General features: G+C 34.0%; 12 protein-coding genes. 8 read left to right on the top strand and 4 right to left on the bottom strand.

Features of this window, described 5'->3' with window-relative positions:
* Window positions 1-119 precede the first annotated feature (119 nt).
* Both ACHRWY_RS07395 and pbpC read left to right on the top strand, forming a co-directional pair.
* Window positions 120-710, top strand: a complete 591-nt coding sequence (locus ACHRWY_RS07395; RefSeq protein WP_395353619.1) for a transposase — start codon at window positions 120-122, stop codon at window positions 708-710.
* A 150-nt stretch (window positions 711-860) separates the two neighbouring features.
* Window positions 861-3,236 (top strand): penicillin-binding protein 1C, encoded by a 2,376-nt coding sequence (pbpC, locus tag ACHRWY_RS07400; protein ID WP_395353620.1) that lies wholly within the window; start codon window positions 861-863, stop codon window positions 3,234-3,236.
* Window positions 3,237-3,247: 11 nt separating this feature from the next.
* On the opposite strand, the gene ACHRWY_RS07405 is transcribed toward pbpC, so the two are convergent.
* The 3 genes from ACHRWY_RS07405 to ACHRWY_RS07415 form a co-directional block, all read right to left on the bottom strand.
* On the bottom strand, window positions 3,248-4,042 hold the full coding sequence (locus tag ACHRWY_RS07405) for a hypothetical protein (RefSeq protein WP_395353621.1): 795 nt from the start codon (window positions 4,040-4,042) through the stop codon (window positions 3,248-3,250).
* 155 nt (window positions 4,043-4,197) lie between these two features.
* Window positions 4,198-5,742, bottom strand: a complete 1,545-nt coding sequence (locus tag ACHRWY_RS07410) for a ribonuclease E/G (protein ID WP_055097045.1) — start codon at window positions 5,740-5,742, stop codon at window positions 4,198-4,200.
* Between the two features lie 393 nt (window positions 5,743-6,135).
* Complete coding sequence (locus ACHRWY_RS07415) at window positions 6,136-6,426, bottom strand: HU family DNA-binding protein (protein WP_007805026.1); 291 nt, start codon at window positions 6,424-6,426, stop codon at window positions 6,136-6,138.
* Window positions 6,427-6,567: 141 nt separating this feature from the next.
* Between ACHRWY_RS07415 and mutY the strand changes: the two genes are divergently transcribed.
* The 4 genes from mutY to gldD are packed head-to-tail and all read left to right on the top strand — an operon-like array spanning window position 6,568 to window position 9,973.
* A complete protein-coding gene (gene mutY, locus ACHRWY_RS07420; protein WP_395353622.1) occupies window positions 6,568-7,614 on the top strand; it encodes an A/G-specific adenine glycosylase in 1,047 nt (348 codons plus the stop codon).
* Between the two features lie 37 nt (window positions 7,615-7,651).
* A complete protein-coding gene (locus ACHRWY_RS07425; protein WP_395353623.1) occupies window positions 7,652-8,092 on the top strand; it encodes a single-stranded DNA-binding protein in 441 nt (146 codons plus the stop codon).
* Window positions 8,093-8,115: 23 nt separating this feature from the next.
* Entirely contained in the window at window positions 8,116-9,411 is a 1,296-nt protein-coding gene (locus ACHRWY_RS07430) for a gliding motility-associated protein GldE (RefSeq protein WP_395353624.1), read from the top strand.
* 1 nt (window position 9,412) lies between these two features.
* Window positions 9,413-9,973 (top strand): gliding motility lipoprotein GldD, encoded by a 561-nt coding sequence (gene gldD / locus ACHRWY_RS07435; RefSeq protein WP_395353625.1) that lies wholly within the window; start codon window positions 9,413-9,415, stop codon window positions 9,971-9,973.
* A 67-nt stretch (window positions 9,974-10,040) separates the two neighbouring features.
* On the opposite strand, the gene ACHRWY_RS07440 is transcribed toward gldD, so the two are convergent.
* A complete protein-coding gene (locus tag ACHRWY_RS07440; RefSeq protein ID WP_395353626.1) occupies window positions 10,041-10,421 on the bottom strand; it encodes a heavy-metal-associated domain-containing protein in 381 nt (126 codons plus the stop codon).
* Window positions 10,422-10,523: 102 nt separating this feature from the next.
* Between ACHRWY_RS07440 and ACHRWY_RS07445 the strand changes: the two genes are divergently transcribed.
* Complete coding sequence (locus tag ACHRWY_RS07445; protein WP_395353627.1) at window positions 10,524-11,390, top strand: DMT family transporter; 867 nt, start codon at window positions 10,524-10,526, stop codon at window positions 11,388-11,390.
* Between the two features lie 592 nt (window positions 11,391-11,982).
* On the top strand, window positions 11,983-12,216 hold the full coding sequence (locus ACHRWY_RS07450; protein WP_395353628.1) for a hypothetical protein: 234 nt from the start codon (window positions 11,983-11,985) through the stop codon (window positions 12,214-12,216).
* Window positions 12,217-12,642 lie beyond the last annotated feature (426 nt).

Raw genomic sequence — 12,642 nt, forward strand, 5'->3', positions numbered from 1 at the left:
TAGGTACTTGTACGAAGTCGTAAAATAAGAATAAAGTTCCAAAAAAACATACCTAACAGGTTTTAGAAACCTGTTAGGATAATAAAAAAATAAAGAAATAATTTAAAAGTTCATTGAAGGTGAAGAAGGATATTTTAGAAGCGGGACAATATTATCATATTTATAATAGAGGAAATAACAAAGAGAATATTTTTATTGAAGAAAAAAACTATAATTATTTTCTGGAAAAAGTAAAGAAATACATTTTACTCATCGCAGATATTTATGCGTATTGCTTGCTTAAGAATCATTTTCACATCGTGTTAAGGATAAAAGATAAAGTTGACGTTTCTGAAAAATTAAGAGAAAAAATTCATTTACCATTTTCGAATTTATTTAATTCGTATTCCAAAAGTATCAATAAAGCCTATAATAGAACCGGAAGTTTATTTCAAGAACACCTGCAGAGAAACAGAATAGAAGATGAAAATTATTTAAGACAGTTAATAATATATGTTCATCTGAATCCTGTTAAACATAAATTTACGGAACATTTTGAAAATTATAGACATTCATCTTATCGTTCTTATTTATCTGAAAGAATCACAAGTATTGATAGGGATTTTATTCTGAATTTATTTGGAGGATTAGAAAACTTCAAGTTTTGTCATGATGAAAGGAGAATAGTTTATGAAGGAGTAGTTAATGAAATTTATTTAATAGATGAATAAAAAATCTTGAGTTTTTATCCTAACAGGTTTCCAAAACCTGTTAGGTATTATTTAAAAGGTTTAGAATAAAAAATATTAAATTACAGGTTGCTAAAAGATACCTAACAGGTTTTGAAAACCTATTAGGATATTAAAAAAGTTCGAATTACTTTGAAAAATAAATTGATCGCGTTCTCGCAACGCATTATAAATTGGATTAAAAAGAATAAAATAAAATCAGCAATTGCGTTTCTGCTCTTGCTGATTTATTATTTCTCCATACCCCGTACTTTATTTCAGGAACCTTATTCTACCGTTATTGAGAGTAAAGAAGGCGAGTTGTTGGGCGCTAAAATTGCACGTGACGGACAATGGCGTTTTCCTGCACAAGACAGTGTGCCTGATAAATTCAAGAAATGTATTGTTTATTTTGAAGACGAATATTTTTACAAGCATCCGGGTTTTAATCCGGTGGCGATGGTAAATGCGATCAGGCAAAATAAGAAAGCGGGAAAAGTAGTCAGAGGCGGAAGTACATTAACGCAGCAGGTTATTCGATTATCCAGAAAAGGAAAAGGAAGAACGTATTTTGAAAAAATCATAGAAGTTATTCTGGCAACACGATTAGAATTAGGATATTCTAAAAACGAAATTCTGGAATTATATGCTGCTCATGCGCCTTTTGGAGGAAATGTTGTGGGGCTTGAAATGGCAGCATGGCGTTATTTTGGTGTACAGTCGAACCAGTTATCCTGGGCAGAGAGTGCTACTTTGGCTGTTTTGCCAAACGCACCGAGTTTGATTTATCCCGGGAAAAATCAGATAAAACTACTCAATAAACGGAACCGGCTGTTACTGAAATTGCATCAGGAAGGAATAATTGATCAGCAAACCTACGAGCTTGCTGTTGAAGAACCGTTGCCTCAAAAACCGTACGATTTACCTCAAATAGCCCCACATTTATTGCAAAGAGTGGCAAAAGAGCAAGAGGGGACACGTGTTAAGACAACGATTGATTATGCTTTGCAAAACAGGGTCAATCAAATTGCAAGATATTATTACAATCAATACAAACAGAACGAAGTAAATAATTTAGCTATTTTGGTCATTGATGTTTCAAACAGAAATGTAATGAGTTATGTAGGGAATGCGCCAACCGATAAAGATCATCAAAAAGATGTCGATATTATTGATGCACCCAGAAGTACCGGCAGTATCCTGAAGCCTCTTTTGTATGCCGGAATGTTAGATGACGGGGAAATTTTGCCAAATACTTTAGTGGCAGATATTCCCACACAAATTGCGGGTTATACACCACAGAACTTCAATTTAACGTTTGATGGCGCTGTGCCTGCCCATCGGGCTTTGTCAAGATCGTTGAATATTCCTGCAGTTCTGATGTTGCAGGATTTTGGCGTGAATAAATTTTATGAAGAATTACAGAAATTTAAATTAAGGGATATCAATAAAACACCGGATCACTACGGATTATCACTTATTCTAGGTGGCGCCGAAAGTAATCTATGGGATTTATGCAGGACTTACGCCAGCTTATCTTCAACCGTGAATTATTACACTAAAAATCAGGGAAAATACCGAACCAAAGAATTTACCGAACTCAATTATAAAAATGGTTTTGAGCCTGATTTTGGTTCAGAAAGTGATCAGAAGAATATTATAGGCGCCGGATCAATTTGGCTTACGTATAATGCGATGGAAGAAGTAAACAGGCCGGAAGGGGATGAAGCCTGGAAGTTTTATGACAGCTCTTTAAAAATTGCCTGGAAAACCGGAACCAGTTTCGGAAACAGAGATGCATGGGCCATAGGGACAAATTCGAAATATGTAGTAGGGATTTGGGTAGGAAATGCAACGGGCGAGGGAAGACCAACCTTAACAGGAGTGACCAGTGCAGCACCCATTTTATTTGATGTTTTTAATTTATTACCCAGACAAAGATGGTTTCAGACGCCTTATAAAGATCTGGCTGAAGTTGAAGTGTGTCGTTTAAGTGGTTATTTGGCAAAAGACGGTTGTCCGAAAATCAAGCAATGGGTTCCTAAAAAAGGAAAATCGACTGTAGTTTGTCCCTATCATAAAACGGTTCATTTAGATAAAACAGAAAAATTTCAGGTCAATAGCAGTTGTGAAAGCATTGATAATATAGTCACAAAAAATTGGTTTGTTTTGCCGCCTGTAATGGCATGGTATTATAAAAGCCAGCATATTGAGTATTTGCCTTTGCCTCCGTTTAAAGAAGGTTGTGAGGGAACACAAACCACTACAATGGATTTTATTTACCCCAAAACGAATAGTAAAATCTATTTAACGAAGAATTTTAATAGTGAAGTTCAGCCTGTAATTCTAAAAGTAGCTTATTCAGAAAGGGATAGAGAACTATTTTGGTATGTCGATGATGTTTATAAAGCCACGACCAAAACATTTCATGAATTGCCCATTACGCCAACTTCCGGAATACATTATATTACGGTTGTGGATGCTTTTGGTAATGAAATTAGAAGGAAAATAGAAATTGTTAGAGAATAACTCAGATTTCATTACATGAATCTGATTTGGGTATATGCTTTTCGATTGTTTGAAAACCTGAAAGTAGTTCCAAACGTAAATCCTTTGATTACCGGAATCTTATCGTTATTAAATGGTTGTGAATAACCAAAGCCTAAATCTATCACATTTAAAAACGTAACTCCTGCCAGGGCATATGCGTGTTTATCTGAAAGTCCACTCTTAACAAATAGAACTTCTCTATTATAGGATAAATGTAAATCCGGTAAGCCGTAATAAGTATGGTTATAAGAAGTTAGACCAAATCCTAATCCTAAAAATAGCTTGTTTTTGTCTTCACAATCCAAACAGAATTCCATCCCTCCAATAAATTGGCTTTTAGTAGCAATTTTATAATCTATATATATAATTGGCCGTTCTGGAAATTTAAATTTATTTACGTTATTGGTTTTGTAATTGAAATCTCTTGAGTCTAAAAGTTTATTATTTTCATCATACCATTTTGCTTTTCCAACCAGGTATTGTCCATCTTTATCTTTAGAATAACCTGCAAATTGAAGTTTGTCATTTTTTACATAATAATCATTAATGACGTACAGTGAATCGACAGATTCTATTTTGTAGCCAATTGCATTTTTGGTTTTTATTTTTACGGGATTGATCCTGTAATAAACGGCAGAATTTTTAATGGTGTTTTTCCAATTCTGATCAAAATAGATGGTATCGTTTTGGGCTGTTATCTTTGAAGAAAATAAAAGAAGAATTCCAAGAAGGCAATACGTAACTTCTTTTTTAGATAAAGAGTAAAAAGATGTAGATACTTGCATATTTTGTTGAATTAATTGGAATAAATTTTTGTAAATGTAGTTAAGTTCATATGTTTTTACAGCTACAATAAGTCTTTATTGTAGTGTTATAAGACAAATATTTAAATATAAGGCACAAAAAAACCGCCAGTCTTTCGAGAGGCGGTTTTTGTTTTTTATTCTGAAATAACATTTCCTTTTTTATCATAGAAATGGTATTCTAAGTACGTGTAAGCGTCACGAGGTATGATTTTCACCCATTTCTTATGTTCAAAAAACCATTTTGAACGTAATGATGGAAAACCTTTACTGAGGTATGCAGCCACAAACGGATGTACATTAAGCACAACACCCTTGTGGGTTTTTAAAATTCTATCTAAATCAGATGCGATTTTATCAATGATTAAAATTGGCGCTTCAATTTCGCCATGTTCATTGTTTGGATCTTCTTCTCTGGTTTTAATATTAACTTCTGGTCTTACGCGTTGTCTGGTAATTTGAACTAAACCAAATTTACTGGGCGGTAAGATTTTATGCTTTGCTTTATCGTCGCTCATTTCTTCTCGCAAGAAGTCGAACAAAACTTTCCTGTTTTCTGGATTAGACATATCGATAAAATCAACTACGATAATTCCGCCCATATCACGCAAACGAAGTTGTCTGGCAATTTCAGCGGCAGCAATCATATTTACTTCCATGGCAGTATCTTCCTGGTTGGTCGCCTTATTCGAACGGTTTCCGCTGTTTACGTCTATAACGTGAAGAGCTTCAGTGTGTTCGATAATAAGATAGGCGCCTTTACTCATGGAAACGGTACGTCCAAATGAAGTTTTGATTTGTCTCTCTATATTGTATTTCTCGAAAATTGGAGTGTCATTTGATTGATAAAACTTAACAATCGATTGTTTTGAAGGGGCAATTTCTTGCAGATATTCCTTCGTTTGATGGTACAACTCTTCGTCATCTATCTGAATACCACTAAAGGTATCATTGAATACATCTCTTAATATCGAAGAAGCTCTGTTGAGCTCTCCTAATACTTTTGAAGGATGATGAGCAGTTGGTAATTTTTTACACATTGCAGTCCATCTGCCAAGCAGGTTCTGCAAATCTTTTTCTAATTCGGCTACGTTTTTGCCTTCGGCTACTGTGCGAACAATAACACCAAATCCTTTAGGTTTGATCGATAGAACAAGTTTTTTTAGACGATCCTTTTCCTTTTTGTCTTCTATTTTTTGAGAAATAGAAACACGGTCAGAAAACGGAACGAGAACAATAAATCTTCCTGCCAGTGAAAGCTCAGCGCTTATCCTTGGACCTTTGGTCGATATAGGTTCTTTTACAACTTGAACTAAAACAGATTGATTGGCACTTAAAATATCAGTAATGATGCCATCTTTGTCAATCTCTTTTTCAAACTGAAAGGTTTTTAGGGAGAAATCTTTTATTTTACCTGCGCTTACAAGTTTTATGAATTTCAGTTGGGAAGCTAAGTTAGGTCCTAAATCATGATAATGTAAAAAGGCATCTTTTTCGAAGCCTACATTTACAAAAGCAGCATTAAGTCCGGCAACTGGTTTTCGTATTTTGGCAATAAATATATCACCAACTTGAAAGTTGCTTTTCTCTTCTTCCTTGTGTAATTCAATTAGTTTTCCATCTTTTAATAAGGCAAAATCTACGGCTTCAGAACTAGATCTAATGATTAATTCTTTATTCACACTGTAAATTTTTATCTGTTTTTTCAGAAAATAGAATATGGAGAAAAGAACATAGATTATAAAAATCTAAAATCTAAAATCCAAAATCTAAAATCTTATCTACAGATGGATTAAACAATATTTTTAACAGGTATTGAACCCGGGGAAAAGAAGATTAGTAGAAAATAGAGCAAAGAAGATAGATTTTTACGTCTATATTCTATTTTTCTTTTTTCTTTCATCTTTTTTCAATTTCAATGAACGTTTAAAAAGAAAAAAGTAGTTTAAAACTACTTTTTCTTTTTGTGACGGTTAGCTCTCGCTCTTTTCTTACGTTTGTGAGTAGCTACCTTATGTCTCTTTCTTTTTTTACCACTTGGCATATCGTGTCGATTTTATGATTAATTAATAGTATTATTTTGCTTCGTTATTTGTTTTTACTCCTTCTACAAAAACTTTTGCAGGTTTAAACGCAGGAATGTTGTGTGCTGGAATTTTGATAGTGGTGTTTTTAGAAATGTTTCTACCTGTTTTTTCAGCTCTGGTTTTTACGATGAAACTTCCAAAACCTCTTAGGTAAACATTGTCTCCAGTTTCTAATGAAGTTTTAACTTCTTCCATAAAAGTTTCTACTGTTGCTTGAACATCTCCTTTTTCAAGACCTAGTTTCTCTGAAATTTTCGCTACGATATCTGCTTTCGTCATTTTCTTTCCTATTTTATTTTTATAAATGGTGTACTATTTTTTTGAGTTTGCAAATATAGGAATTAAAAAAATAATTAATCAAGCTAATTCGTTAAATTTTAATTACATAAACATTTACTTTTGTATTCTAAGTATTTTGCAATGAATTTTTCTAACATATTGATAAAATGGTATTTACAAAACAAACGTGATTTACCATGGCGAAAAACGACCAATCCGTACCATATTTGGCTCTCAGAAATTATGTTGCAACAGACCCGGGTTGCGCAGGGAATGCCTTATTTTTTCTCGTTTACCAAGGAATTTCCTACCGTTTTTGATTTGTCAAATGCCTCCGAAGAGCAGGTTTTGAAACTTTGGCAGGGATTAGGGTATTATTCCCGAGCCAGAAATCTTCATAAAACGGCTCAATATGTCGCAAATGAGTTAGATGGGGTTTTTCCCGATAGCTTTAAAAAATTACTAACCTTAAAAGGTGTTGGCGAATATACCGCTGCGGCAATTGCCTCTTTTTCTTATAATGAAGCCGTTCCGGTTGTCGATGGAAATGTTTTCAGGGTGCTTTCCCGTTATTTCGATATCGAATCAGATATTGCTTTGCCGGCAACTAAAAAAGAATTTACAGAACTGGCACATGAATTAATGCCAAAAGACAACCCGGCGATTTTTAATCAGGCCATTATGGAATTTGGTGCTTTGCAATGCGTGCCTAAAAGTCCTGATTGCCCCGTTTGTGTTTTTAATGATAGCTGTGCGGCACTTCAGAAAAAGAAAGTTGCTGCTTTGCCGGTAAAATCTAAAAAACTAAAAGTAACGAATCGTTTCTTTAATTATCTGATTTTAGAAGATGTTTTGGGCAATACTTTAATTCAAAAAAGAACGGCTAAAGGAATTTGGCATAATTTATACGAGTTCCCGCTTTTGGAAACTACCGAAATTGTTGGATTTGATGTGGTTTCAAAAGCTGTTCAAAATGACATTTTTTCTTCTTATACTATATTAGGTATAGAAGAATGTAATGAAACCACAGTAATTCATAAGCTTTCGCACCAACATCTTCATATTCAGTTCTGGAAGGTTAAAATTGCTGAAAAAATAGAAAACGGATTGAATACCAGTGATTTAAAGACTTTTCCTTTTCCTGTTGTGATTTATAATTTTATTGAAAAGCAGGAAATAAATTGCTAAAAAAATGTATCTTTGGGATAAATACCACTAAAAAACTATGAACGGAACATTAAATAAAGTGATGCTAATTGGCCATTTGGGTGATGATGTAAAAATGCATTATTTTGATGGAGGAAATTGCATTGGACGCTTTCAGCTGGCTACAAACGAAGTTTATATTAATAAAACCACCAATGAAAAAATAACTTCAACGGAGTGGCATAATTTAGTTGTGCGCAATAAAGCCGCAGAAATTTGCGAAAAATACCTTTCTAAAGGCGATAAAATCTATATTGAAGGACGTATTAAATCAAGACAGTGGCAGGCTGAAGATGGTACAACAAAATATACTACAGAAATTCAGGTTACAGAATTTACTTTCCTGACTACCAAAAAAGAAACAGGAAATCATAAGCCGCACCAGGATACTGAATCCGTAAAAAATACTAACTTTGACGCAGCGAATGAAGGCTTGCCTATAAATGATTTGCCTTTTTGATTGTTTAACTAATCTTCTTTAATTTGGACCCGGAGCCCAGTTTATTTTTTACTACAATTTTAGACATCAATTTGATTATTGGTTTTGTCGGAATATTTATTTTGCTGTTTCTGTCAGCAATCGTTTCAGGTGCCGAAGTTGCACTTTTTTCTTTATCTCAAAAAGATATTGATGAAGCTTTACAGGAAAACCATACAAAAGGAAAAATAATTTCTAATCTTTTAGATAAACCCAAGAAGCTTTTAGCAACATTATTGGTCGCCAACAACTTTTTTAATATTGGTGTTGTGATTCTTTTTTCTTTTATAGGACAGAATATCTTTGATCAGATCAGTTCTCCTGTTTTAAAGTTTATTCTCGAAATAATTCTCGTAACGTCGCTAATTTTGTTGTTTGGTGAAGTTTTGCCTAAAGTTTATGCGAGCCGAAACAATATAAAATTTGCAAAACGCGTTGCGTACCCCATTGCTGTTTTAGATAAATTACTATCGCCAATTAGTTTGCCTATGCGTAGTGTTACCTTATATTTGCACCATAAATTAGGAAAACAAAAGAATAGCTTTTCTATAAATCAGCTTTCGCAGGCGCTGGAACTTACCGATTCTGAAGGTACATCAAGTGAAGAGCAAAAAATACTGGAAGGAATTGTTTCTTTTGGAAACACAGATACCAAGCAGGTTATGAGCCCGAGGATTGATATTTTTGCATTAGAAATATCAGAATCGTTTTCAGTAATTTGCCCTAAAATAATTGAGAAAGGATTTTCCAGAATTCCTGTTTACCGGGATAATATCGATCAGATTGAAGGCGTTTTATTCGTAAAAGACTTATTGCCTCATATTGATAAAGAAGAATTCGACTGGTCGTCTTTGGTCAGGGAAGCTTTTTTTGTTCCTGAAAATAAAAAACTGGATAATCTATTAAAGGATTTTCAGAGCCTTAAAAGCCATTTGGCGATTGTAGTCGATGAATATGGCGGAACATCAGGATTAGTATCTCTTGAGGATGTTATTGAAGAAATAGTAGGGGATATTAGTGATGAGTTTGATGATGAGAATTTGAATTTCTCGCAAATAGACGAAAAGAATTTTCTTTTTGAAGGCAAAATAAACATGAAAGATTTTTACAGGATCGTGGATGTAAATGAAGATGTTTTTGAGTCGCATAAAGGCGAAGCCGAAACACTGGCCGGATTTATTTTAGAAATCTTAGGAAATTTTCCAAAAAAAGATCAAAAAATTGCTTTCGAAAACTGTGTCTTTACCATAGAAACAGTAGATAAAAAGCGTGTAAAACAAATAAAAGTAACAATAGATTAGCATGTTAAAAAAAACAATTTCAATAGCGACAATTTTACTGGCATTGACTGTTTTAAGTTGTAAAGATGATGTGGTGCCTAAGCCGGTAAGTTTTTTGCGTCTGGATTATCCTGAAGCAAAATATGTTGGTTTTGAAAATACTTGTCCGTTTACTTTTGAAATGAACGAAGCCGCGGTCATTAAAGGCGAGAAAGATTGCGGATTTGCAATTACCTATCCCAAAATGAAAGCGACAATTTACCTGACTTATAAACCTGTAAACGGGGATATTAATAAATTATTAAAAGACGCTCAAAAACTAACGTATGAGCATGTTATTAAAGCCGATGATATACTGGAGCAACCGTATCTAAACCCGCAAAAAAAGGTGTACGGAATGTTTTATCAGGTTGACGGAAATGCGGCTACAAACTCACAGTTTTACGTAACAGACAGTACAAAACATTTTATAACAGGATCAGTTTACTTTTATGCAAAACCAAATTTCGACTCCGTTATGCCGGCAGCAAGTTATATCAAAAATGATATGCAGAGGCTAATGGAAACCTTGAAGTGGAAATAAAAAAAATCAAAACATAAAAAAAGGGCGTTCAGTTTGAACGCCCTTTTTTTATGGTATATTGTCGTAATTACGATTTGAAATTCGAAACTTTATAAGTTTTTCCATCTCCGGTTGCCTGAACAACTTTAGTTAGGTTTTCCTGATTTTGAACTGTTTTATCAAATACAACCGTAGCTGTTTTTTTATCAAAATCAACCGTTGCTTTTTCTACACCGTCTAAATTCGATAATTCTTTTTCGATTGTTTTTGCACATCCCATAGCACACGTCATTCCTTCGATTGCAAAACTTGCAGTTTGTACATTTTCGGCAGCAATTGCCTTGTGTTCTTTAGGAGAAACTGTTTCGACGGCCTTTATATTGGCCAGGTTTTTATCTTCTTCTTTTTTGCAGCTTACCAATACTAAACTTGCTATGGCAAAAGCCGCTATAATCTTTGTAAATTTCATTAGATATGATTTTTAATGTGATCGTTATGTTCTTTGCAAAATTAATAAAAAGGAAGAGGTCAGTTCATAAATTTATTACAAATTTGCATCAAAATGGTATTTATGGATGCAAAGCAATTAAAGTGGGCTTATTTATTTGTTCTTTCGCTTATTTGGGGAAGTTCTTTTATTTTGATCAAAAGAGGTTTGGTTGGTCTGACGGCTGTTCAGGTTGGTTCTTTCCGAATTATTTTTGCAGCCCTGTTTTTATTGATTGTAGGTTTTAAAAGCCTAAAAAAGATTTCGCGCCGTCAATGGAAGTTTGTTGCCATAACATCTGTTTTTGGAACTTTTACCCCGGCCTATCTTTTTGCGATTGCAGAAACCGAGGTAGATAGTTCGATTGTGGCGATTTTAAATTCGCTTACCCCTCTAAATACTTTAGTTTTAGGAATAATTGCTTTTGGGATCCAGTTTCAAAAACGACAGGTTTTAGGCGTTTTTGTTGGCTTGGTGGGTTGTTTATTGCTCGTTTTGAGTGGTGCATCGGCACATCCGGGACAAAATTATTATTATGTTGGTTTGGTAGTCATTGCCACGCTTTGTTATGCAATCAATGTCAATTTAATCAAGAAATATTTATCAGATCTCAATTCGTTGAGCATCACAACAGGAAATTTTGCTGTCTTGCTAATACCTGCGTTGATCATTTTAAGTACAACCCATATTTCGGAGCAGATACATACAGACATTACACAGCATTCTATTTTCTTTGTCCTGATTTTAGGTGTTTTAGGAACCGGAATTGCAAATGTTGTATTTTTTAAACTAATACAAATGTCTTCGCCTGTTTTTGCAACATCAGTAACGTATCTGATCCCGATAGTTGCCTTTTTCTGGGGATTATTAGACAACGAAATGCTAACGCCAATTCAGTTTTTTGGAGCATTTGTTATTTTAATTGGCGTGTATTTATCGGCTAAAAAATAAAATTCGTTTGTAAAATGTCATTTTGGTTCTAATATTTTTTAGGAGCTAATCCCGCTATCCGTTTCAATCTTTTGTGGCGAACCCCGCCACAAAAGGATTTTCACTTCTATCGGGGCTACGGCAATTGTTTTCGTATGAATATTTTTACTAAGTTTGTCGTTTCGACGGAAAAAGACCATATTAAATATTTGGCAAAGACTAATAACATTAGGAACAGAGTTTTTTGTGTGATCCCTTGTTTAGCAGAATGAAAAGAATGTCGTGAACAACTTTGTGTTAGTGCAATATTAAAAATAAAAACTTTTACCCGTTTAGTATGGTGACGGTATTGGAAACAACCGTAACGCTCTGAAAGGCGTTGGACATCTAAGCTATTCGGGTTTTTATAAGTTTTTTTTCTACTTAAAAATTAATTACATAGTCATTTTCGTTCTTTTTTTGGTATCTTCGCGGTCCTAGCTGTTCAAATTATGATTTTCGTAAAACTTTTGCCCGTGCAGGATGGTGGCGGTATTGGAAACAACCGCAACGCCTTGAACAGCGTAGGACACCTAAATTGTGCGGGCTTCATATTTCCTAAATGTTCGAAATTATGATTACAAACACCTTATCAAAAGAAACAGAATTGAAGTTGGCTGATTTTTTCAACAATAAGATTGATCCAAAACTTATGGCGAAAGCAATTCGAAAAGTAAATTATTTACTTGCTTTAAGTATAATGCGGGAATCTGAAACCCTTGAGATAGACAAAACAAGTCTTGAAAACGGTTTTTATTGGCTGAATGAATTAGCGGAAATTTTAAATCCTTATCTGGATGTTGAGTAATTAAAGCGAGAAAGGCTGTCGTAATCGACAGCCTTTCTTGCTTTAATTGTGTGTTGTGATGTAGTCCCTCCGGGACATTTTTTCATTTTTTTCTTATTTTTTTTTCTACCAATATTAAACTCCTAACGGAGTAAAAATGATGATTTACCAAATAGTAATTTGTATTATTATATCTCGTAGAGATTATATATTGGTAGAATATGATTAAACCACCAAGCATTTTATCCCGTAGGGATTACATCTACGCGATATGGTTTGTCATGAAAATTTGTTTTCGCAGAAATGACGGTATAAAAAAAGCTTTGTCAAAGTTTTTAAACTTTGACAAAGCCTCTGAAATCTTAGTAGCTTAGTAACTCAGAACCTTTGCACCTCTGAGCCTTTGCTTCTTTGAACCTTCTTAAAGTAATGTATTATTATATCACG

This window comes from Flavobacterium sp. FlaQc-48 (assembly GCF_044007335.1).
GTDB lineage: Bacteria > Bacteroidota > Bacteroidia > Flavobacteriales > Flavobacteriaceae > Flavobacterium.